Raw genomic sequence first — 22,706 nt, forward strand, 5'->3', positions numbered from 1 at the left:
TCGAGCCGCGGCCCCCGGGCGAACCCCGCGTGCTGCGACAGCTGCCCGGCGGCGAGAGCAACGAGAGCTGGCTGCTCGCCTGGGGCGAGCACCGGCTGGTGCTGCGCCTCGACGGTCTCGACCCCGCCGCGCCGGGCCTCGACCGGGCCGAGGAGCACGCGCTCCAGGGCGCGGCGGCGGCCGCGGGGCTCGCACCGCCGCCGCGCTTCGGTTGTGCGGACTTCCTCGTCAGCGACTATCTCGACGAAGACGGCACCGGGCCGGATCCGGCGGACGCCGCCGCCCGCGCGCGGCTGCTGCGCGCTATCCATGCACTGAAGGTGCGGGCGCGACGTCTCGCGCCCGCAGCCTACCTCGAGACCTGCGAGGCCCGTGCCGGCGCCATCCCCCGCGCCTTGCCGGCCCTGGCCAGGAAACAGCTGGCTGCGCTCGCGGCGCCCGGCGACGCCCCGGTGCTGTGCCACAATGACCTCACCGCCGGGAACTGCCTGCGCCACCGCGGGCGGCTGCTGGCCATCGATTGGGAGTATGCGGCCCTCGGCAGCCGCTGGCTCGACCTGGCCCGCACGGCCGGCGACAGCAGCGCGGCCGTCGAGGCCTACCTGGCGCGGCCGCCCAGCCGCGATGAGCAGCGAGCGCTGACCGGGGCGCGCGCGCTGCTCCCCTACCTCGATGCCCTCTGGTACTCGCTCCACGGCCGCGGGGACGCGGTAGACTGGACTGCTGTAACCCGTGCCCTGGAGACCGCCGATGCCGGCAGCCAGCAATGACTGACGCCCCTGCCGCCCCCTGGCACATCCTGGGCGCCGGTGCCATGGGCACACTCTTCGCACACCGGCTCGAAGCAGCGGGCGTGCCGGTGATCCTGGTCGGCCGGGAAGCGAGCAGCCGCCGGATGCACACGCTTCGCGCCGCGGCGGGGGACAGCGAGCGTACCTTCACCGCGGAGGGCCCGGCATCAAGGGGCCCGGTGCATCGGCTGCTGGTGACGGTAAAGGCGCCGGCGGTGGTCTCAGCGGTCACCGCACTGGCACACCGGCTGGCGCCGGATGCAGTCGTGGTGCTGCTGGCCAACGGGCGCGGCTACCGGGAAGCGCTGGCGCCCTGCCTGGGCGCGCGGCCCCTGTACCGCGCGGTGACCAGCGAGGGTGCCTACCGCGAGAGCGAGGCCGTCACGGTACATGCCGGCGTGGGCCGGACACGCATCGGCAACCCGGATGGCGAGCCCGCGCCGCCCCGCTGGTTCGCTGCCGGCCCGGGCCGCCTGCCCCGGGTCGCCTGGGACGCAGCGATCGAGCAGGCGCTCTGGGAGAAGCTGGCCGTGAACTGCGTCATCAACGGCATCACGGCGCTGCACGGCTGCCGCAACGGGGCGCTGCTGACGGAACCGGACGCGCGCAGGGACTGCGACGCGCTCTGCCTGGAAACCGTCGCCGCGCTCAGGGCCCTCGGTTGGCCGCAGCTGGCCGCCGCGCTGCCGCGCACCGTGGCTGACGTGCTCCGCGCCACCGCCGGCAACCGCTCTTCCATGCTCGCAGACAGGCTCGCCGGCCGGGAAACGGAAATCGACTACATCAACGGCTTCCTGGTCGCCCGCTGCGCGGCCCAGGGCGGCCGCCTGCCCCGCCATGCCGCGCTCCTGGAGCGGGTCCGTGCCCTGCAGCCCCCGATCGCAGGCCGCGACGCCGACGGCAGTCACTCGGCCTGATGGATCAGCGCGGCGATCAGGCCGGGAAGTCTCAGCTGGACGGCCGTACCGATTCACTGTAGTTTGGCTGAGGCTTGAGCATCCGCTCTCTGTCAACTCACTCCAATTGCTGCCAATGGATCCGGCACGCACTCTTGAAGTCTCCAGGTAAGGATCGATCAGCCTCGCGCTCTTCGCAGCGAGCCCACTGGCGCGCTTCCGCTTACCACGGCCGATCGAAGAGACCGTAGTTGAACAACGGCCTGATGGCTTCGGGACCCCGGTCGGGTCCCGGAGCCCTCTGGCAGCGCGCGGGCCGACGGCGGCCACGCGTTCAGTGACACAGATGGGGCTGCCGATGGCCAGGAATAACTACTCGTTCGAAAAGCGTCAAAGAGAGCTCGCCAGGAAAAAGAAGCGGGAGGACAAGCGTCAGCAGCGTTCGGAACAACGCCGGGAGAGGTCGCAGCAGGACAAACCCCGCAGTGGTGGAGAGGATCAGCCGGGCGGGGACGATTCTGATCATTCATGAAAGCCCACGAGCCGCCGGGGCTGTTCGCGGGCAATGGCGAGCACCAGTAATGAAGGGCCCGAGCCCTGGGTCAGGAGTTCCGCGCTTCACTACAGTGCTCGCTTGTCGAGCCGGGGGTTTCCTATGTTTGCTGCAAACCTTTCGCACGGTCGGACAATCCGGCACGGCCTGTTGACCACGCTTGCTCTGCTTTGCGCGCCGCTGTTCGCCCAGGATACAGCGCAGGAGATACCCGAACACGCAGAACCTGACCGCTATGGCAGGGGGTGGACGTGTAGCACCGGATACCGGAAAGCAGGCAAACGCTGTGAAATGATTGAAATACCGGCCAACGCGTACCCGACTGGCGCGGCCTATGGGACGGGCTGGCGATGCGAAAGGGGCTACCTGGAATCCGGTGGAGAATGCCTTGCCATCAAGGTACCGGCGCATGGCTACCTGACCGAACGTGCCTTCAAACCGGGATGGGCGTGTGAGCGAGGGTACCGGGCCTCGGCGTCCACGTGCGCCGCGATCAACGTGCCGGAGAACGGTTACCTCACCGACAGCGAATACGGCGATGGCTGGGAGTGCGAGCGCGGGTACCGGGCAGACGACGATCAGTGCATCGCGATTGACGTTCCCGCCCATGCCTATCTGACCAACAGCGTTTACGGCACAGGCTGGAAGTGTGAGCGCGGCTACGCGGCCGTCGCGGGAGCCTGTGCTCCTATCGATCTGCCCGCCAATGCCTACCTGAAGGATTCCGGTGATGAGTGGGTCTGCGCCCGCAACTATACCCGGTCGCAGGATACCTGCGTCGTTGCCAGTGACCGATGAGTACCACCAGCGGATGAGGATGCCGGCCCCGGTGCCGGTTTCCGGCCGCTAGCAGCATGCAAAGGCTGTCCATACATCATCGAACAAGCTACCAGTACCACGACAGGGTACGCTTCGGGCCGCACCGGTTGATGCTGCGCCCGCGCGAGAGCCGCAAGCTGCGGCTGCTCGCGCACAACGTGCGGTGCACACCCGCAGCGCAGCTTACCTGGGCGCACGATGTACAGGACAATACGGTCGCCACCGCTGCCTTTACCGGCGCATCTGACACCCTGACGATAGAGAGTACCGCCGAGCTCACGCTGGACGTCGATCAGTGGCCGGTGTTCGACATCGCCGCCTCAGCGGCAAACTATCCGTTCCTGCTGACCCAGGAGGAAATGACTGATCTCGGCGCCCTGCGCTTGCAGAGCTATCTCGATTCGTCGGGTGATCTCCTTGCCTGGGCAAGGAGCTTTGTCGCCGGAGATAGCTGCGACACGCTCACCCTGCTGAAGAACATCGCCGCCGGTGCAGCTGCCGGCATGACTTACGGGGTTCGCGACGACGAAGTTACCCAGTCACCGGTGCAGACGCTCTCGTGTCGAAGCGGGTCCTGTCGCGATTTCGCGGTGCTCTTTGTCGATGCGGTTCGAAGCCTGGGCTTTGGTGCCCGTATTGTCTCCGGCTACCTCTATGATCCTCTGGAAACGGCGGCGGGTTCGTCGGGTTCCGGCTCGACCCATGCCTGGGCCGACGTGTATGTACCGGGTGCCGGCTGGATCACTTTTGACCCCACCAACCAGACCGTCGGCGGTCACAATCTCGTACCGGTGGCGATTGCCCGCCATATCGGCCAGACCATGCCGGTGACCGGCAGTTACGCCGGTGAAGAGCGCGCTTTCTCACACATGCAGGTGGACGTGAGCTTCAACTGCAGGCACCACCCGCTAGTCCGGTAGCCGCTGCTGTGCGGCGAGACGCTGCACCGCCGCCCGCCAGTGGACGATGTCCGCATCCGGGAACAGGGCCTCGGCACTCGCAGCACCGTCCAGCCCGAGCAGACAGAGGGTCCGCCGGCATTCGAGGGACAGGTGCAGACGAGCCCGCGGGCGGCAGTGCAGCTGGCGGCCTTCGCCCGTCAGCAGCCAGCGACCGCCGGGTACCTGCTCGCCGGTGAGCTCGAGGGCGCCGTGCGCCCGCAGCGCCGCGGCGAACTCGGCCTGCAGCCAGGCGCGGCTGATGCCGGCCTCGAGGGCCGTGCCCGGCTCGATGCTGAACCTCGGCGGCGCCAGGGCGAGACAGGGCGGCCCCGCCGCCAGCCGCCAGCCCAGGCCACCGAGGAGGACAGAAACGGCGGCAACCGACACGACCCGGATCGCCGGACGCTGCAGCCAGCGGGCGAGCGCCTCGCGCCGCGCCCGGCGCCGGGAGGCGGCACCGAGGGCCGCGGGCAGCGGCGGTGGCTCCGCGGGGGCGGGACGCTGAAAGGCATCGGCCAGCTCCCGCGCCACGGAGTGGCCCGGCACCGCCAGCTCCCGTGCCAGCGCCCGGAGCTGCCGCCGAACGACGCCGGCGGTTGCCGGTCTCGCCGCCGGATCCGCGGCCAGCAGCGCGACCACGAGCTCTGCGAGGGGCGCGGGCAACGATGGCCCAGGGGGCGGGAACTCACCGCGGAGGATCCGCGCCTCGGCTCCCTCACCCGCGAACGGGTCGAAACCGGTCAGCAGGCGGTAGAGAAGGCGCCCGAGGGCGAAGAGGTCGGAGCGCGCGGCCAGCCCCTCGCCGCGCAGGTGCTCGGGCGTCCAGGCGGCCGCGCTTACGGCCGACGGTTTCTCCGCCATCGCCACGGCCACGCCGAAGTCGGTGAGCAGTGCCCGGCCGTCTTCGCCGATAAGCACGTTCCCCGCCTTCAGGTCGCCATGGACGATGCCCTGTCGGTGCGCCGCGGCCAGCGCGGCCGCCACGTCCGCCGCCAGGGAGAGGGCGGTCGCCGGCGACAGGCGGCGTCCGCGGAGCGCGGCCTCCAGGTCGCAACCGGGTACGAATTGCAGTACCAGCAGCAGCTCCCGGCCCGTGGCGAGCAGGTCGAAGACCCGCGGCACCCGCGGGTGGTCGATGGCCGCGCAACGGCGCGCCTCCTGCAGCGCGCGGCGCCGGGCGAGCCGCGCTGCCGGCAGCCGGTGATGCTTCAGGGCGACGTGACGCCGGAGCCGCGGGTCGAAGGCGAGGAGCACCGTGCCCTCGCCACCGCTGCCGAGCGCGCGGATGACCCGGTAGGGACCGACGCGGGCCACGGGACCTCAGGTGCCTTCCGCGACCCGCTCTCCGGCAACGCGCAGCCGGGCGCGCAGGCCCGCGTGGGAGACGCAGAGGGTCCGCGCCGCGGCGGCGACGTCACCGTCCGAGGCCGCGAGGGCCGCCTGCAACTCCTCCCGGGGAATATCGCCGGCAAGGCGGCAGCCGGGCAGCTCGCGCACCCGGCGGTACACGGCACCCCGGGACATGTTCAGGACGCGGGCGACCCGCGCCACCTCGTAGCCATTCGCGGCCCAGGCCTCGGCGAACTCCGCCTCGGATACGGCGTCGCCCGCTGCCTCGGTGGCCTCGCCCGCCGGCGGCGGCGCCACCAGGCGCCGGGCCAGGGCCGTCGGCAGGGAGAGGTCCTCGGGACAGGCCACAGCGAGTTCCCGGCAGACGTTGGCGAGTTCGCGGATATTGCCCGGCCAGTGATAGGCGAGCAGCGCGTCGTAGAGCTCGGCGCAGCGGGCGAGGCGGCCCGGGTCATCGGCGGCGTCTGCCCAGGGCACGGCGCGCCCCGCAGCCTCGAAAGCGAGAGCAAGGTAATGGCTGGCCAGCAGGCCGATGTCCTCCCGGTGCGCTGCCAGCGGGCGCAGACGAAGTTCCAGCGCGGCAAGGCGGTGGCGCAGGGCGCGGCTGAAGGTCGCGCCCTCGGCGTCGATCGGTGCATCCGTGGCGGAAACCACCGGCAGGTCGATGCCGCGGATCGGCCCGCCGACGACCTGGATCTCGCGCTGCTCGAGCGCGCGCAGGAGCTGCGGTTGCAGGGATGCGGGCGCATCGCCGATCTCGTCGAGGAACAGCGTGCCGCCGGCAGCCTGCTCGAAGTAGCCGCGCCGGTCCCGCTCGGCGCCGGTGAAGGCGCCCCGGGCCGTGCCGAAAAGCTGGGCAGCGGCAAGGTCCGCGGGAATGGCCGCGACGTTCACGCTGACCAGCGGCCCCTCCCGGCGCGGGCTGGCCTCGTGCAGCGCGCGGGCGAGCAGCTCCTTGCCGGTGCCCGTGGGGCCGCAGAGCAGCACGTCTCCCTCGCTCCGCGCCACGCGAAGCACCTGTCGCCGCAGCGCGCGCAGGTAACCGCTGTCGCCGAGAAGCCCGTCAACAGCCGGCGCCGGCGGCTCTTCGGCCTCGGCCAGCGGAGCCAGGCGCAGGAGGAGCAGCACGCCGCTGCCGAGGAACAGGCGCAGGCCGCGGCGCATCGCGGCGCCATCCACCTGCAGGCTGGCATACAATTCTTCCCCGTCGACGCGACAGCGGCTGCTGCCCCGCGGCCGCTCCAGCAGCCAGCGGTCGCCACCGCCGCGTACCGCCAGCGCCAGGCGGCTGAGGTAGGGGTCGTCGAGACCGCGCTGCGCCCCGCTTCCCGGGCCCTCGAAAGCCGGTTCGCCGCGCCCCAGCTGCAGGCACACACCGCTGTCGGGCACCGGGCGCCAGGCCCGGGCGCCGATGCGCTCGACGTTCGGATGAAAGATGACGGTGAGGAGCAGGCACGCCCCGCTGCGGCTCCGGGCGGCCGCCGCCGCAGGCGGCAGGGGGAGCGTCTCCTCGTCACCGGTGGTCATCATGGGCGCGGCCAAGCTGCAAGCACGTCAGCCGGAATCTAGCAAAGGGCTCCCAACCGCGCTGTGACGCCGGTCACATTTGGTGGAACCGGTCTGCGCGCGCCAGCATCAACGGGTCGCCCTGGCGACGGCGCCGAAGACAGTGGGCATCCAGGGGGCAGAGGCGTCGAGGTGGAGGTGGAGGGCCGCTCGCTGACCGGTTCGCCCTACAACAGCAGGTAGCCCAGCGAGAGCACAATGAGCCAGGCACCGGCGCTGCGCGCCAGCAGGCGTTCGAGGGCGCCCAGCTCCGCCGCGAGCCGGGCCGCCGCCGCACCGGGAGAGGCCGCGGCGGCGCCCAGCGCACGGCGGGCCGTGGCCGCGAGCACCGATCCGGCCGGCTCTTCGGCGCCTCCGGGGGCCCGGGACACCGCGACAAAGTCACCGGTGACGGCGAAGGTGAGCGCGAGCAGCCGGGCGGGTGCCCAGTCCGCGAAGAACAGCACCCGCCGCGCCGGCGCGCTGCGCGAGGCAGCGAACTGCAGAAGCCGGTAGGCCAGGGCCGCCGCCGGCCCGGCGAGCACGAAGAAGAACACCGGCGCATACCAGCGCTGGCAGGCCTCGTAGAGCAGCGCCGCGAGCAGTTCCTCGTCGGGCGAGCGACCGCCCCCGTCGCCCTCCGCTTCCAGCCGCGGCAGCGCCGCCACCGCCGTGAGCCAGGCCGCCTCGCCGTCGCCGGCCGCGCAATGGGCCCGTAGATCCGCCACGAGGCCGTTGAAATCTCCCCGCCCGAGCGCGTAGAGGAGCAGGAGCACCGCCGCAGCCAGGCCGGCGAGCCCGAAAAGCCAGCCCTCGATCACGGCCAGCAGCCAGAGGGCCGCCAGTGCGGGAACGAGCACGGCCGCCGTCGCGGTGAGCACCGGGGACGCCCCCCGCGCCTCGAGCCACTGCCACCAGCCGGCGAACCACCCGTCGCGGTGCCAGGGGGCGTGCGGGCCCGCGAACTGCTGCAGGGCCAGGGCGATGATGAGGGCGAGGAAGTTCACGGGCAGGCCCCGGTGAGCAGGCCGTCGAGGCGGGCCCAGTCGAAAGCCGGCCCCGGGTCGGTCTTGCGGCCCGGGGCGATGTCACTGTGGCCGGTAATGCGCGACGGGTCCAGCGAGGGATAGGCGGCGCACAGGGCCGGTACCAGCGCTGCGAGCGCCGCGTACTGCGCGTCGCTGTAGGGCGTATGGTCCGTGCCCTCGAGCTCGATACCGATGCTGAAGTCGTTGCAGTTGTCGCGGCCGCACCACGCGGAGACACCGGCGTGCCAGGCGCGCCGGTCGCAGCTCACGAACTGCGTCATCCGCCCGCGGCGGTCGATGAGGAAATGCGCCGATACGCAAAGCGCCGCCACCTCGGCAAAGAACGGGTGCGCGGCCGGATCGAGGCGGTTACAGAAAAAGGCATGAACGTGGCCGCCGCCGAACTGGCCCGGCGGCAGGGAGATGTTGTGCAGCACGATCAACTCGGGGCTCGCGCCCGCGGGGCGCTCGTTGCAGTTCGGCGACGGGCACCAGACCGCCTCCGCGACACGGCCCCGGGTCACGGTAAAAGCCATGGCCACGGTCCTCTTTAGCTCCATGATAGGCCCGGCGGCGGCGCGGGTAAACGCGCGAGGCGGCTGACGAAGAGCGGGCGGCCGTGACGCCTCCCCGCCAGCCGGGTCCGGCTGCTATGCTACGCGCCCCGCAACCGAGGGCGAGCCATGCACACCGTCACCCGCGTATCCCAGGACACCATCGATGCCGACGCCGCGCGCGCGCTCGCGGAGGACATCGGCGACGGCGACATCACCGCGGCGCTGGTCGCCGAAGACGCCATGGCGAGCGGCCAGCTGATCACCCGCGAGGATGGCGTGCTCTGCGGCCGGCCCTGGGCCGAAGCCGTGTTCCGGGCGGTCGATGCGGGCTGCCGGCTCAGCTGGGACGCCGACGACGGTGACCGCATCAGCGCGGGGCAGCGCCTGTTCACCGTGACGGGCCCGGCGCGCGCCCTGCTCACCGCCGAGCGCACCGCCCTCAACTTCCTGCAGACGCTGTCGGGCACCGCCACCCGGGCCCGGCACTACGCGGATCTCGTCGCCGGTACGGACCTCAAGCTCCTGGATACACGCAAGACCATACCCGGCCTGCGCCTGGCGCAGAAATACGCCGTGGCCTGCGGCGGCTGCCACAACCACCGCCTCGGCCTGTTCGACGCCTTCCTCATCAAGGAGAACCACATCGCCGCCTGCGGCAGCATCGCCGCGGCGGTGGCCGCGGCCCGGGCGCTGGCGCCCGGCAAGCCGGTGGAAGTGGAAGTGGAGAACGCGGAGGAACTCGGCCAGGCCCTCGCGGCGAAGGCCGACCGCATCATGCTGGACAACTTCAGCCTCGCGGCCCTGCGCGAGGCCGTGGTCGCCAGCGCCGGCCGCGCCGAACTCGAGGCCTCCGGCAATGTCACCAAGGAAACGCTGCCGGCCATCGCCGCGACCGGGGTCGACTACGTCTCGATCGGCGCGCTGACCAAGGACTTCAAGGCGCTGGACCTGTCGCTGCGGCTCGGCTGACGGGCTCGATCGCGCGCCTGCCGCGCTTCACATGACCGTGCGGGTCGCGCCTAGTTCAGGGGCCCGGGGCTCGCGATGACGCCGTTGTTATCAGCGTAGACGTAGTCCCCGGGGCTGATGGTCACGCCGCCGATGCTCACCGGCACATCCAGCTGCCCCTCGCCACGCTTGTCCGTCTTGCGCGGGCAGCAGCCCAGGGCCTGCACGCCGAGGGCCGTGGCCGCCAGCTCATCCACGTCACGCACCGCGCCGCAGATCACCAGCCCGGCCCAGCCGTTCTTCGCCGCGTCGGCCGCGAGCATGTCGCCGAGGAGCGCCCGGCGCAGGGAGCCGCCGCCGTCGACGACAATCACCCGCCCTTCACCGGGCTCCTGCACCAGCGACTTCACCAGCGAGTTGTCTTCGAAGCACTTGATGGTCACCGCCGGCCCGCCGAAGGCGGCGATGCCCCCGAAATTGCGCCACTGCAGTTCCAGCGCACGGGCGCCGGCATGGTCATCGGTGAGGTCCGGGGTGCTGATGCGGGACTCGCTCATGCCAGCCACTCCTCCGCGAAGGCGTCCAGCGCGCTGGCCTCGCCAGCGATGATGGCGCCGTGGGCACGGGTACGCGGCAACAGGGCCTCGGCGTAGAAGTTGGCGGTTGCCACCTTCTGCGCGTAGAAGGGGTTGTCGCTGCCGTTAGCCAGCCGGTCCTGCGCCACCGCCGCCGCGCGGAACAGGTGCCAGGCGCCGAACAGATAGCCGGTCTGCATCATGTAGTCGAAGGCGAGGCCGCGGGCCGCCTCGGGCCGCTCGGCCAGCAGCGCGAGGAGCCGCTCCGTAGACGTTTCCTGGTGCGCAGCCGCCGCCGAGAGCGCTCCACCGAGCAGGCGCAGCGCCGGGTCACCGGAGAGCGCCCGGGCCGTCTCGCGCACCGACTCGGTCAGCGCGCGCATGGTATCGCCGCCGTCGCGGGCGAGCTTGCGGCCGACGAGGTCGGCGGCCTGGATGCCGTTGGTGCCCTCGTAGATGGAGGTGATGCGCACGTCGCGCAGGTACTGCGCGGCGCCCGTTTCCTCCACGTAGCCCATGCCGCCGTGCACCTGCACGCCGAGGGAGGCAATCTCCTCGCCGAGCTCCGTCATCCAGCCCTTGATGACCGGGATCATCAGGTCGATGCGCGCCTGCTGCGCCGCGCGCTCGCTCTCCTCCCCATGGCGGGCGAGGTCCATGGTCACCGCCTCGCTGTAGGCCAGCGCGCGCATCGCCTCGTTGAAGGCGCGCATGGTCAGCAGCATGCGCTTCACGTCCGCGTGGCGGATGATCGGCACACCGCCCTGCACGCGCTCGTGGGCGTAGGCCAGTGCCTTCTGGTAGGCGCCCTCGGCGGCGCCGAGGCCCTGCAGGCCGACCTTGAGGCGGGCCTCGTTCATCATGGTGAACATGCAGGCGAGGCCCCGGTTCTCCTCGCCCACGAGGTAGCCCACGGCACCGCCGTTGTCGCCGTAGGCCATCACGCAGGTGGGGCTGCCGTGGATACCGAGCTTGTGCTCCGTGGACACGGGGTAGACGTCGTTTCGCTCCCCGGGATTGCCGTCGGCGTCGGGCAGGAACTTGGGCACAATGAACAGCGAGATACCCTTGCTGCCTTCAGGCGCATCGGGCAGGCGCGCCAGCACGAGGTGGACGATGTTGTCCACGGCGTCGTGGTCGCCCCAGGTGATGTAGATTTTCTGCCCGGTGATCAGGTAGTGGTCGCCCTTGGGTACGGCGCGGGTCTTGAGAGCGCCGAGATCCGACCCGGCGCCCGCTTCCGTCAGGTTCATGGTGCCGGTCCACTCGCCACTGTGCAGCTTCGGCAGGTAGAGGGCCTTCTGCTCTTCCGTGCCGTGGGTCTCAATGGCCAGCGCTGCGCCGCTGGAGAGGAACGGGGCCAGTGCAAACGCCATGTCGGCGCTGTTCCACATCTCGCAGGCGGCGGTGCCGTAGATTTCCGGCAGGCCCTGGCCGCCGTGCTCCGCGCTCGCCGCGATGCCGAACCAGCCGCCGGAGGCGAGCTGGGTGAGGGCCTCGGCGTAGCCCGGGGTCAGCATCACCCTGCCGTCCGCGCAGCTGGCCGGGTGGGCATCGCCCTCGCGACGCAGCGGCGCGAGCACGTCGCCGGCGAAGCGGGCGCCCTCCTCCAGCAGCGCGCCGGTGAGGTCCGGGCCCACGCCCAGCTCGGCGAAGGCCGGCCGCTCACCGAGGGCCGAGGCCACGTCCAGCACCTCGTCGATAAGGAAGCGCATGTCGTCGAGGGGGGCACGGTAGGTGGTCATGAGAGTCTCCAGCTGTCGTGGGGGCGCGCGGGGCACCGGGTGCCCGCATCGGCGCCGCCAAGTATAAGGGGCGCGAGGCCAGCGCGCAGGGTAGCGCCGGCATCATATTCATCCCACCGCCGGGTTGCTATGATGGCCATTCACCCAATGAATACAAGACCATGCAGCTCAACCGCATCGACCTCAACCTGCTCGTCTACCTCGACGCGCTGCTGCGCGAGCGCAATGTCACCCAGGCCGCGCACCAGCTGAACCTCTCGCAACCGGCCATGAGCAACGGTCTGCGCCGGCTGCGCGAGCTCTTCGACGATCCGCTGCTGGTGCGCACCTCCGACGGCATGACGCCGACGGAGCGGGCCCTGGAACTCGAGCCGCTGGTGCGCGAGGTACTCACCAACATCGAGCGCGCCGTGCAGCCGCGTACCGCCTTCGACCCGTCCTCCGCCAGCCGGGTGTTCCGCATCATGGCCAGCGACTACGCCGAGTCGACATTACTGCCCGGCGTGCTCGGCCGCCTGCGCACGGAGGCGCCGGGGCTGACGCTGGACATCATGACCCCCAGCGACGTGAGCTTCCTCGACGTGGAACGCGGCAAGGTCGACATGGTCATCAACCGCTTCGACGCCATGCCCCAGTCCTTCCACCAGATCCACCTGTGGAGCGACAGCTTCTCGTGCCTGCTGAGCCCGGAAAACGAGCTCCTCGGGGATTTCACCCTGGAAAACTACCTCAAGGCGGACCACGTGTGGGTGAGCAAGACCGGCATGGGCGTGGGCGTGGGGGTGGACCCGGACGACGTGCAGCGCCTCGGCTGGGTGGACGCGGCCCTGAACCGGCTGGGCAAGAAGCGGCAGATCCGCGTGTTCACGCGCCACTACCAGGCCGCCATGACCCTGGCGGAGCAGAACGACCTGGTGGTGACCCTGCCCACCCGCGCCGCGCTGCTCAAGCGTGACAACCCGCGGGTGGTGCTGCGCGAACCGCCGCTGGAGATTCCACCGCTGGAGCTGAAGATGGCCTGGAGCCCCCTGCTGCAGCACAACCCGGCCAATCGCTGGCTGCGTAAGGTGATCGTCGACACGGCCCGGGAACTCGCGGGGGAGCCGGCACCGGTCTGAGCGATCCCGTACCGCCGTGACCGGGCGCCGCAATAACATTCAGCGGGCTTATGCCCACGATAAAAGGCATAGCCTTGGGGAATTCTGCCGTATTCCCTAGACTTCCCGCTAACGCCATCACAGGAATCCATGCCATGACCGAGCGCGTCACCCGCAGCGGCCTGCAGGTCGCCAAGCCCCTCGCCGACCTCCTCGAGAACGCCATCGCCCCCGGCACCGGGGTGGAACCGGCCGCCTTCTGGCAGGCCCTGGCGCAGCTGGTCGCGGATTTCGGCCCGCGCAACCGCGAGCTGCTCGCCCTCCGCGAGCGACTGCAGCAGCAGCTCGACGACTGGCACCGGGCCAACCCGGGGCTGGACTACGACCGCGCCGCCTACCGCGCCTTCCTCGAGGAAATCGGCTACCTGCTCCCCGATCCCGCGCCCTTCGCGGTGACCACGGAGAACGTGGACCCGGAGGTCGCCACCCTCGCCGGCCCGCAGCTGGTGGTGCCGGTGATGAACGCCCGCTACGCCCTGAACGCCGCCAACGCACGCTGGGGCAGTCTCTACGACGCGCTCTACGGGACGGACGTGATCCCGGAAGACGATGGCGCCGAGCGCGCCGGCGCCTACAACCCGGTACGCGGCGCGAAGGTCATCGCCTTCGCCCGCGACTTCCTCGATACCCACTGCCCGCTCGCCAGCGGCAGCCATGCCGACGCCACCACCTATCGCGTGGTCGACGGGACGCTCGCCGTGAGCCTGGGCGGTGAAGAGGGCGACGGTGACAGCGGCCTCGCCGATCCCGCGCAGTTCCGCGGTTACCAGGGCGACGCGGCCGCGCCGGGCGCGGTGCTTCTCGCCCACAACGGCCTGCATATCGAGATCCAGGTAGACCGCGACAGCGCCATCGGCCGCGACGACCCCGCCGGGGTGAAGGACGTGGTACTCGAGGCGGCGCTGACCACCATCCAGGACTGCGAGGATTCCGTGGCCGCCGTCGATGCCGAGGACAAGTGCGTGGTCTACGGCAACTGGCTCGGCCTCATGAAGAGTGACCTCACCGACAGCTTCGACAAGGGCGGCAGGACCGTCACCCGCCGCCTCAACCCGGACCGCGAGTACACCGGCGCCGACGGCGGGCCCCTGGTGCTGCCCGGGCGCAGCCTGATGTTCGTGCGCAACGTCGGCCACCTGATGACCAACGACGCCGTCCTCGACGCCGACGGCAACGAGATTCCCGAGGGCATCATGGACGGGATGTTCACGGCGCTCATCGCCGTGCACGACCTGAAGCGCAGCGAAGGGCCCGGCAACAGCCGCCACGGCAGCGTCTATATCGTCAAGCCGAAGATGCACGGCCCGGACGAGGTCACCTTCACCGTGGACCTCTTCGATCGCATCGAGGACGCCCTCGGCCTTGCCCGCAACACGCTGAAACTCGGCATCATGGACGAGGAGCGGCGCACCACCATCAACCTCGCCGAGTGCATCCGCCGCGCCCGGGAGCGGGTGGTGTTCATCAATACCGGCTTCCTCGACCGCACCGGCGACGAGATCCACACCAGCATGGAAGCCGGCGCCATGACGCCCAAGGGCGACATGAAGGGCGAGCGCTGGATCAATGCCTACGAAGACCGCAACGTCGACGTGGGCCTGGCCTGCGGCCTGCCCGGCCACGCGCAGATCGGCAAGGGCATGTGGGCCATGCCGGACCTGATGGCCGCGATGCTGGAACAGAAAATCGGCCACCCGAAGGCCGGCGCCAGCACCGCCTGGGTGCCTTCCCCCACAGCGGCGACGCTGCACGCCATCCACTACCATGCGGTAAGCGTGGCGGAGCAGCAGCGGGAGCTTTCAAGCCGGCCCATGGCGTCCCTCGACGACGTGCTCGAAATCCCCCTGCGCGGCGCCGAGGGCCTCGACGCCGCCGCCATCCAGCGCGAGCTGGACAACAACTGCCAGGGCATCCTCGGCTACGTGGTGCGCTGGGTCGACCAGGGCGTGGGCTGCTCCAAGGTGCCGGACATCAACGACGTGGGCCTGATGGAAGACCGCGCCACGCTGCGCATCTCCAGCCAGCACATCGCCAACTGGCTGCACCACGGCGTGGTCAGCGAGGCACAGGTGCGCGAGACCCTGGAGCGCATGGCGGCAGTGGTCGACCAGCAGAACGCCGGCGACCCGGCCTACCGGCCCATGGCCCCGGCCTTCGACGACAGTGTCGCCTTCCAGGCGGCCTGTGACCTCGTGTTCCTGGGGCGGGAGCAGCCGTCGGGCTATACGGAGCCGGTGCTGCATGCGCGGCGACGGGAGGCGAAGGCGAAGTTCGGCGCCTGATCCACGCCAACCTCTGTGGCAGCGGCGCCCTCGCCGCGACGCCGGCCGCAAGGCCGGCTGCCTACCGCCTAAGTCGACGCCTTCCCAAGCGCCTCCCGCGGCGCCACATACTCATAGCCCAGCGCCTCAGCCACTGCATCAAACGTCACCATCCCCGCATGCACATTCAGCCCGTGCAGCAGGTGCTCATTCCCCAGCAACGCCTCGACAACGCCCTTGTTCGCCAGCTGAGCCACGTAAGGCAGCGTCGCATTGGTCAGCGCCTGCGTCGCCGTGCGCGCCACCGCACCCGGCATGTTGGCCACGCAATAGTGCACGACATCGTCAACGATATAGGTGGGCGCATCGTGCGTGGTCGGCCGTGAGGTCTCAAAGCAGCCACCCTGGTCGATGGCCACGTCCACCAGCACGGCACCGGGCTTCATGCGCGACACAAGCTCGCGGCTGATCAGTTTCGGTGCCGCCGCGCCCGGGATCAGTACGGCGCCGATCACGAGATCCGCGTCAACGGCAAACCGCTCGATGGCATCGCGGGTGGAGTAGACGGTCTTCAGGCGCCCGCCGTAGCGTTCGTCGAGCTCTTTCAGGCGCTCGACATTGCGATCGAGAATCGTGACATCGGCGCCTAGGCCGATGGCCATGCGCGCCGCGTTCGTGCCAACCACGCCGCCGCCGATCACCAGCACCCGCGCAGGCTCCACCCCCGGAACGCCGCCCAGGAGCGTGCCGTTGCCACCCTGCGCCTTCTCCAGGCCGTGGCAGCCGGCCTGCACCGCCATGCGCCCCGCGACCTCGCTCATCGGCGCCAGCAGCGGAAGGCCCTGATGCGGCCCGGTCACGGTCTCGTAAGCGATGCAGGTGGCGCCGCTGTCTACCAGGAGCCGGGTCTGCTGCGGATCCGGCGCAAGGTGCAGATAGGTAAACAGCGCCTGCCCGCGCTTCAGGCGCCGGCACTCCTCCGGCTGCGGCTCCTTCACTTTCACGATCAGTTCGGCACGATCGAAGACCTCGTCCGCCGTTGCCACCAGCTCGGCGCCGGCGTTGCGGTACTGCGCGTCATCAAAGCCGATGGCCGCACCACCGCCCGCCTCTACCATCACAGCGTGGCCATGGTCGACAAGTTCCGTGACCCCTGCCGGCGTCAGGCCGATACGGTACTCGTGGTTCTTGATTTCCTTGGGTACGCCGATCAGCACGCGGGCTTCCTCCATCCGGGCAAATGATTACGGGCCTCGAACAGCCCGCAGCAGGAGAAGATTAGCGCCGGCACAAAAGTCTTATACGCTATAAATAAATGACTAAAGCAGTCTTTTTGACTAATTTAGTACCCTCTCATCATCATTTATTGCATGATATAACTGAATTGACAGTTGCCACCCCAACTCATAACAAAGGGTAGCCATGGAGAGAAAGCTCCAGCAGCTCGGTCGCATCGACCGCAACATCCTGCGCGCCCTGCAGCGCAATGGCCGGCTGAGCATCGCGGCCCTCGCCCGCGAGGTCGGTCTGACCACCACCCCCTGCAAGGAGCGCGTCCGGCGCCTCGAGCGCGCGGGCGCCATCCGCGGCTACCATGCCAGCCTCGACCCGGCATGGCTCGATGCCTCCCTCGTTGTCTTCGTGCAGATCCGCCTGAACCGGACCTCGCAGGACATCTTCGAGGAGTTCACCCGCAGCGCCGGCGCCCTGCCCGAAGTCCAGGAGTGCTATCTCGTCTCAGGCAATTTCGACTACCTCATCAAGGCCCGGGTGGCCGATATGGATGCCTACCGGAAATTCCTGGGGGAAACGCTGCTCACGCTGCCGGGGGTACAGGAGTCGACGAGCTACGTGGCCATGGAGCAGGTGAAGGAGACCCTGGCGCTGCCGGTGCCCTACTGACGCCGGCGGGCGCCGCGATCGGCGACGGTTCCCGAGCCGGCGGGCCGTTGCGCGCGGGGCTCCTGCCGACACACGGCTCCCACAGGCCCGAGGCCTGCGCTACCATGCCATGATGCCCGCTCCCAGCCACATGCCATCGCCAGACCCGCGGCCAGCCGCGGTACGACACCCGCTGCGCCTGCTGATGACCGCGACCTCCTACCCGCGCAGCGAGCAGGACTGGCAGGGGATTTTCCTCCGGCACCTCGCCCGGGCTCTCGCCGAAAGCGACGGTTGCGAGCTGGGATTGTGGGCGCCGAGGGGGCCGATCAGCGACGCTATCACCTATCGCTGCAGCGCTGCCGACGAAGCCTGGCTGGAGACCCTGGCCGCCCAGGGGGGCATCGCCCACCTGCTCAAGGGGAACAAGGCCCGGGCGCTCGGCACGAGCCTTTCCCTGCTCCGGCGCCTGCGCGCCGCCTACCGGAGGAATGCGGACCGGGTGGACCTCTTCCACGTCAACTGGCTGCAGAATGCCCTGCCGCTGGCCGGCATCGACAGGCCGGCGGTCATCTCCATCCTGGGCACCGATTTCAAGCTGCTGGATCTGCCGGGCATGAAGCCGCTGCTGCGGCGAATGCTCCGGCAGCGACGGGCAGCCCTGGTGCCAAACGCGGAGTGGATGGCACCCCGGCTGCGGGAAGACTTCGGCGATGTCGCATGCGTCCGCGCGATCTCCTTCGGCATCGACGACCGGTGGTACAGCCTCGAACGCAAGCCGCAGCTCGCGCCCGGCTGCTGGCTGGTCGTCTCGCGGCTGACCCGGGCCAAGCTGGGGCCGCTGTTCGAGTGGGGGCAGCCGTTGTTTTCCGGCGGTGAGCGGGAGCTGCACCTTATCGGCCCCAACCAGGAGGAGCTCGACCTGCCCCCCTGGGTTCACTATCACGGTCCCGCCAGCCCGGATGTGCTTGCCAGGGACTGGTTTCCCCGCGCCACAGGTCTCCTCACGCTCAGCCAGCACGCCGAGGGTCGCCCGCAGGTCCTCCTCGAGGCACTCGCGGCGGGACTCCCGATCATCGCTTCGGACATCGACGCCCACCGGGACCTGCTGCAGCCCGAACAGGCCGGGCTGCTCGTCTCATCGCCCGCAGGCCTCGAAAGCGCCCTTGCCCAGCTCGAGCGTGCAGACGCCAACGCTGCGCTGTCCGCCGCGTCCCGCGACAGGGCGCGCCGGACCTTTGGCACCTGGCGTGATTGCGCGGACCGTTATCTCGATGTCTACCGGGCGGTCACGGCGTGAAGGTAGCTATCTTCGGTGGGTGCGGCTTCATCGGCCGGGAGCTGATGAATGACCTCCTGGCTCGCGGGCACGAGGTCCTTACCATCGGCCGGAGCGGGCAACCGGGTGTGGCCCCCGGGCACAGCCACTCGACCACGGCCCCCGGTGACCGGGCAGGCATGCTCGCGCTGCTGGAGGATGTCGATACCCTGTTCCACCTCGCCTGCGACAGCACACCGGGCAGCACCCGCCTGGCTCCCGTAGCGGAGGGCACGGCCAATATCCTGCCCTCCCTGGAATTGCTCGAGATCCTTCAGGGCCTGCCGGCGCTGCGCCTGGTCTTCGTGTCCTCCGGCGGGGCCATCTACCGGCCCGGCGCGGACACGCCGCCCTCCCGAGAAGACAGCGCCTTGTCGCCCCGCTCCTACTATGGCGCCGGCAAGCTGGCCCTGGAGCTGTTCATCGAGGCCTACCAGCACCAGACCGGGCACGCCGCGGTGATCCTGCGGCCCTCCAACATCTACGGCCCGGGGCAGCGAGCCAGGCGGCAATTCGCCATCGTTCCAACGCTGCTGACAGCGCTGCGCGATGGCACGCCCTTCACCATCTGGGGCGACGGCTCCGCGCGCCGGGACTTCCTCTATATCGACGACTTCCTGGACCTCTGCCACCGGGTCATCACCGATGACCAGGACCGGGAACCCGGCACCATCTTCAACGCCGGATCCGGGCGAGACGTCTCAATCCTCGAACTCTGTGACCTTGTCGAGCGTGTCTCCGGGCGCACACTGCACCGTACCTTTGCGCCCCGGCGCGGCGTGGACATGCCCATCGCCCGGCTGGCTACGGAGAAAGCGCAAGTGACCCTTGGCTGGTCAGCCCGGACCCCCCTGCGTCTTGGCCTGGAGCAGACCTGGCGATGGTTCCTGAAGAACAGCGCCTGAAACCCGTCGTCAGCATCTGCATCGCCAACTTCAACGGTGCGGCCGTGCTCGATGCCTGCCTTTCCTCGGTCCTCGCCCAGGCCGCTGCTTTCCCGGTCGAGATTCTCGTCCACGACGACTGCTCCAGCGACAACTCGGTGGCACTGCTGAGAGCGCGGTTTCCGGGCGTTACCCTGCTGAACTCGGCGACGAACGTGGGCTTCTGCGTCGGCAACAACCGGCTCGCGGCAGCTGCCAGGGGCGAGTACCTCCTCCTGCTGAACAACGATACGCGGCTCCACCCCGGTGCGCTCGAGGCACTGCTTCGCTACCAGCGGGACACCCCGGAGGCGGGCGTGCTGACCCTGCCCCAGTACGACATGGCAACGGGCGAACTGCTGGATCGGGGCATGTTCATGGACCTCTTCGCCAACCCCATCCCCAACACCCTGCCCGGGACCCGGGATGTGGCGACCGTCATGGGCAGCTGCCTCTGGATAGAGCGCAAGCTCTGGCAGGACATCGGGGGCTTCCCCGAGTGGTTCGGCTCGATCGCCGAGGACATGTACCTCTGCTGCCGAGCCCGGCTGCTGGGGAGAAGGGTCGTGGCGGTCGACAGCAGTGGCTATGACCACGCCGTGGGATACTCTTTCGGGGGTGGCAGGGTGGAAGGGCGCCGTCTCCGGAGCTCCCTGCGCCGCCGCGCCCTGAGCGAACTGAACAAGAACCGGGTTATCGCGACCTGCTATCCGGGCTTCGGCATTCTGGTCCTGCTGCCGCAGTTTTTCCTGCTGTCCGTTGAGGGGGTTGTTCTCGGTGCGGTGCGTCGCCGACCGGCGCTGCTGACCCGCGTCTACCTGCCGGCGATCATCGGGATTATCGCGGACAGACGCCGGCTGGGCAGACAGCGTAGAAGCGTCCAGGGGAACCGGCGTATTTCAGCCGGGGACTTTTTCAGGCCCTTTCGTTTCACGCACCGCAAGCTGGCCATGCTCCGGGCTTATGGCTTCCCCGAGGTAACCGCGGACCGGTAGACGCCAGGGCGTCCTGGCACGGCCCCGGCGCTCTCCCGGGGAGGGAACGCTATACACGTCTTTGTGACCGCACCCCCGGATGCGTGTCCGGTGGCGGCGGTTGGCCGTCGCCCCGTGGCTGCCAGCGGGATGGAAGAGAACTCTGTACCGGCTCAATCGCCTGAACCGGACCGCAACGAGCCACGGCGCTGCGCGGGCATCGCCATGCTCGCTGCATAGGAGATCATGGTATGGAGCCGTGAACGGCGCGCTATCCGCAGATCGCGCAACCGACGAAAGCGCTGCCATGGCGTCAGCAGCGGCAGTTCGCACAGGCAGGCGAGCGCTTCACTGGTCTCGCTTTCGCCCAGCTCGTCCATACGTGCCTTGAGCGCTTCCAGCTGTCGAAAGGCCGCGACAAAATTCCTGATGGCGATCTCGCGGGGCCCGGTGCTGAAAACTTCCGCCAGGGTCCTGCGCCACCCCGGCACCCCCTGGTTGTTGTTACCGTGCACCCGGTAGTAGATGGTGCCGCCATCAAGGAAATGAATTTCCCCCAGGCAGCTCGCGCACAGGGCTATCCACCAGTCATGCAGCACCGCTTCCCCGGGGACGGGTAAAAGCCGCTCCAGGAGGCTGCGGTCAAACGCCATGGCGCAACCGGGAATCAGGTTGCCGAAGGCGAGGTCCCGCCAGGAAAGATCCCTGCATTCGAGGGCTCTTTCGAGGCCCGGATGGCGCGCTCGAAGCGAGTCCCCCGCTTCGTTGGTCAGCACAAGGCTGCTCACAAACAGCCTTGGACGCATGGCGGGCAGCGCGCTTGCTGCTCGCACCAGCTGCTCAAGACGATCGGCCTGCCACCGGTCGTCCTGGTCAGCCAGGACGATGAGGTCTCCACTTGCGGCGGCGAGGGCCACGGAAAAGGCCCTCCCGGCACCGAGATTCTCGCTGCCGGAGAGGATGCGCACGGGTACTGCGGTTTCCTCCGCCAGCCCTTCGGCCAGCCGGATAGTGCCGTCACTCGAACAGTCATCGTAGACAATGACTTCTGCCGGAAGCGTCGTCTGGCCCAGGATGCTTCCCAGCTGCTCACCGAGATAGCGCTCGCCATTGTAGGTACAGAGAACGACCGAAACCTTCGGTACTTCCATCACCTCCCGGGCCTCACGAAGGGTACTCTCCTGCCGCTCACCTTCGCCTCCTGTGAGGGTCACAGCGACGCTCGCCAGGCGTCCTCATAACAGTCGCTCACCGCTTCCGGGGTAAAGCTTTCTCCCGCGCGAAGGGCATTCCGGGTCAGGCGTTCCCACAGGGCGCGGTCATCACAGTTCACGTCCGCAGGGAACGAGAAACGCTTTGAGCGCGCGTCGTACACCAGCCCGCAATCATTAGCCCGCACGAACGATGCAAGCTCTTCGAGTGCACTCGAAACAATCAAAGGGACCCCCCTGGACAGGGCTTCAGAGGCTTTCGTGGAGAAAAAGTTCTCGCGCATCTTCGCGCGGACAAAGTAGTTTCCGAGGTCAGTTCTCCCCGGGATTACCAGCGCCAGCAGTTCATCGTAGTAGGCGGGCATTTCTTCATAGCGATAGCTCTTCGCCGAAACCCCTGACACTTCTCCTCCGTCAGGCATGGCAAGACTTGGGCGCATCATCGGCATGGCTTCGAGTATCTGCTCCAGCACCCTTCGATCATTCCACGCTGCAAAGGTACCAGCGAATCCCATTTTCCGTTGCTGCCACCGCCCGGCGAAGTCGACGGAAAAATCAGGCTCCCGGGCAAAGCCGGCGATCGGCGCATAATGGATCTGAAGGCCTGTCGTCGCACAAAAATGCTTACGATAGACATGCAGGGGAAGAAATGCTGAATCCGCCTGTTCTACCAGGCTCATTTCCCACTGCACCGCCGCGCCATAAGCGAGCTTCCCGAGCACGGGCGCGGCTAACGGGAACTCCATGGGCAGGGAGCTTCGCATATCAAAGGAGAGATAGGCATGAAGCGTGCGCCTGATCCGGCGCCTGAGGCGAAGCGCCAGGGCCATCGCGAGATAGCTCCTGCAGTGAAAGATCATCGCAGTGCCCCTGTGCTCCTGCAGCATGGCCGCCATTTGCCGCTCGAGGAAAAAAGCGGCGAGGTGCAGCCAGGGCTTGTGCAGCAGAAAGGACAGCGGTTGCCCCAGGGTCAGCGGAGCGCTTACCCAGAACAGCCTGATACCCTCATCGCTGCACAGCGACTGAACGGCCGCAAACGCGCCGCGGCGATTCCATTTGTCCCTCAGGAAGGAAAGCAGCGGCAGCACGGCGATCACCGAAACGGCCTGGCCCCTCCGCCGGCGCTGCAAAGCCGGAGCGAGAAACTGGGACGCCTGCAGGCCGGAATCCTTCAGCATTTCTCCCGCCATCACATAGACGACCGGTGTTTCCATAGCCAGGCAGGGACCTCCT

Annotated in this window: 20 protein-coding genes; 11 read left to right on the plus strand and 9 right to left on the minus strand. The window is 69.0% G+C overall.

Translation table 11 applies throughout. The annotated features are described in order from the left end of the window. The first annotated feature begins 29 nt into the window (after window positions 1-29). The 4 genes from ACX93N_RS09395 to ACX93N_RS09410 all read left to right on the plus strand — a co-directional run bounded on the left by ACX93N_RS09395 (window position 30) and on the right by ACX93N_RS09410 (window position 3,979). Window positions 30-770, plus strand: coding sequence for a phosphotransferase (locus ACX93N_RS09395; RefSeq protein ID WP_459428156.1), 741 nt, complete (start codon window positions 30-32; stop codon window positions 768-770). Then, entirely contained in the window at window positions 767-1,708 is a 942-nt protein-coding gene (locus ACX93N_RS09400; protein ID WP_459428157.1) for a ketopantoate reductase family protein, read from the plus strand. Before ACX93N_RS09395 ends, ACX93N_RS09400 begins: the two co-directional genes overlap by 4 nt. An 823-nt stretch (window positions 1,709-2,531) precedes the next feature. Further along, window positions 2,532-3,038, plus strand: coding sequence for a hypothetical protein (locus tag ACX93N_RS09405; protein WP_459428158.1), 507 nt, complete (start codon window positions 2,532-2,534; stop codon window positions 3,036-3,038). A 56-nt stretch (window positions 3,039-3,094) separates the two neighbouring features. Then, on the plus strand, window positions 3,095-3,979 hold the full coding sequence (locus ACX93N_RS09410) for a transglutaminase family protein (RefSeq protein ID WP_459428159.1): 885 nt from the start codon (window positions 3,095-3,097) through the stop codon (window positions 3,977-3,979). On the opposite strand, the gene ACX93N_RS09415 is transcribed toward ACX93N_RS09410, so the two are convergent. The 4 genes from ACX93N_RS09415 to ampD all read right to left on the minus strand — a co-directional run bounded on the left by ACX93N_RS09415 (window position 3,968) and on the right by ampD (window position 8,483). After that, a complete protein-coding gene (locus ACX93N_RS09415; RefSeq protein ID WP_459428160.1) occupies window positions 3,968-5,314 on the minus strand; it encodes a serine/threonine-protein kinase in 1,347 nt (448 codons plus the stop codon). The genes ACX93N_RS09410 and ACX93N_RS09415 overlap by 12 nt on opposite strands. 6 nt (window positions 5,315-5,320) lie before the next feature. Beyond that, window positions 5,321-6,880, minus strand: a complete 1,560-nt coding sequence (locus ACX93N_RS09420; protein ID WP_459428161.1) for a sigma 54-interacting transcriptional regulator — start codon at window positions 6,878-6,880, stop codon at window positions 5,321-5,323. A 203-nt stretch (window positions 6,881-7,083) separates the two neighbouring features. Next, window positions 7,084-7,902, minus strand: a complete 819-nt coding sequence (gene ampE, locus ACX93N_RS09425; RefSeq protein ID WP_459428162.1) for a regulatory signaling modulator protein AmpE — start codon at window positions 7,900-7,902, stop codon at window positions 7,084-7,086. Next, window positions 7,899-8,483, minus strand: coding sequence for a 1,6-anhydro-N-acetylmuramyl-L-alanine amidase AmpD (gene ampD, locus ACX93N_RS09430; RefSeq protein WP_459428163.1), 585 nt, complete (start codon window positions 8,481-8,483; stop codon window positions 7,899-7,901). Before ampD ends, ampE begins: the two co-directional genes overlap by 4 nt. Window positions 8,484-8,606: 123 nt before the next feature. Between ampD and nadC the strand changes: the two genes are divergently transcribed. After that, the gene (gene nadC / locus ACX93N_RS09435; RefSeq protein ID WP_459428164.1) at window positions 8,607-9,449 is read left to right on the plus strand and encodes a carboxylating nicotinate-nucleotide diphosphorylase; all 843 of its coding nucleotides are present in this window, start codon (window positions 8,607-8,609) and stop codon (window positions 9,447-9,449) included. A gap of 50 nt (window positions 9,450-9,499) precedes the next feature. Here nadC and rraA read toward each other — a convergent pair whose 3' ends face one another. Both rraA and ACX93N_RS09445 read right to left on the minus strand, forming a co-directional pair. Further along, window positions 9,500-9,985, minus strand: coding sequence for a ribonuclease E activity regulator RraA (gene rraA / locus ACX93N_RS09440; protein WP_459428165.1), 486 nt, complete (start codon window positions 9,983-9,985; stop codon window positions 9,500-9,502). Further along, a complete protein-coding gene (locus ACX93N_RS09445) occupies window positions 9,982-11,748 on the minus strand; it encodes an acyl-CoA dehydrogenase (RefSeq protein WP_459428166.1) in 1,767 nt (588 codons plus the stop codon). Before ACX93N_RS09445 ends, rraA begins: the two co-directional genes overlap by 4 nt. A 161-nt stretch (window positions 11,749-11,909) precedes the next feature. On the opposite strand from ACX93N_RS09445, the gene ACX93N_RS09450 reads away from it, so the two are divergent. Together ACX93N_RS09450 and ACX93N_RS09455 are read left to right on the plus strand one after the other, a co-directional pair. Then, the gene (locus tag ACX93N_RS09450) at window positions 11,910-12,866 is read left to right on the plus strand and encodes a LysR family transcriptional regulator (RefSeq protein ID WP_459428167.1); all 957 of its coding nucleotides are present in this window, start codon (window positions 11,910-11,912) and stop codon (window positions 12,864-12,866) included. A 134-nt stretch (window positions 12,867-13,000) separates the two neighbouring features. Then, a complete protein-coding gene (locus ACX93N_RS09455; protein ID WP_459428168.1) occupies window positions 13,001-15,187 on the plus strand; it encodes a malate synthase G in 2,187 nt (728 codons plus the stop codon). Window positions 15,188-15,255: 68 nt separating this feature from the next. Here the strand turns inward: ACX93N_RS09455 and ald are convergent, their stop codons facing one another. Further along, a complete protein-coding gene (gene ald / locus ACX93N_RS09460; RefSeq protein ID WP_459428169.1) occupies window positions 15,256-16,383 on the minus strand; it encodes an alanine dehydrogenase in 1,128 nt (375 codons plus the stop codon). 205 nt (window positions 16,384-16,588) lie between these two features. Here ald and ACX93N_RS09465 point away from each other — a divergent pair, with 205 nt between their 5' ends. The 4 genes from ACX93N_RS09465 to ACX93N_RS09480 all read left to right on the plus strand — a co-directional run bounded on the left by ACX93N_RS09465 (window position 16,589) and on the right by ACX93N_RS09480 (window position 20,283). Next, window positions 16,589-17,068 (plus strand): Lrp/AsnC ligand binding domain-containing protein, encoded by a 480-nt coding sequence (locus tag ACX93N_RS09465; protein ID WP_459428170.1) that lies wholly within the window; start codon window positions 16,589-16,591, stop codon window positions 17,066-17,068. 184 nt (window positions 17,069-17,252) lie between these two features. Next, the gene (locus tag ACX93N_RS09470) at window positions 17,253-18,347 is read left to right on the plus strand and encodes a glycosyltransferase family 4 protein (protein ID WP_459428171.1); all 1,095 of its coding nucleotides are present in this window, start codon (window positions 17,253-17,255) and stop codon (window positions 18,345-18,347) included. Then, on the plus strand, window positions 18,344-19,270 hold the full coding sequence (locus ACX93N_RS09475) for an NAD-dependent epimerase/dehydratase family protein (RefSeq protein ID WP_459428172.1): 927 nt from the start codon (window positions 18,344-18,346) through the stop codon (window positions 19,268-19,270). The genes ACX93N_RS09470 and ACX93N_RS09475 overlap by 4 nt, the downstream gene beginning before the upstream one ends. Next, window positions 19,246-20,283: a glycosyltransferase family 2 protein gene (locus ACX93N_RS09480; RefSeq protein WP_459428173.1), complete on the plus strand. Its 1,038-nt coding sequence runs from the start codon at window positions 19,246-19,248 to the stop codon at window positions 20,281-20,283. The genes ACX93N_RS09475 and ACX93N_RS09480 overlap by 25 nt, the downstream gene beginning before the upstream one ends. Before the next feature lie 152 nt (window positions 20,284-20,435). On the opposite strand, the gene ACX93N_RS09485 is transcribed toward ACX93N_RS09480, so the two are convergent. After that, window positions 20,436-21,476, minus strand: a complete 1,041-nt coding sequence (locus ACX93N_RS09485) for a glycosyltransferase family 2 protein (protein WP_459428174.1) — start codon at window positions 21,474-21,476, stop codon at window positions 20,436-20,438. Then, complete coding sequence (locus ACX93N_RS09490) at window positions 21,473-22,687, minus strand: hypothetical protein (protein ID WP_459428175.1); 1,215 nt, start codon at window positions 22,685-22,687, stop codon at window positions 21,473-21,475. Before ACX93N_RS09490 ends, ACX93N_RS09485 begins: the two co-directional genes overlap by 4 nt. Window positions 22,688-22,706 lie beyond the last annotated feature (19 nt).

It is taken from the genome of Pseudohaliea sp. (assembly GCF_054552115.1).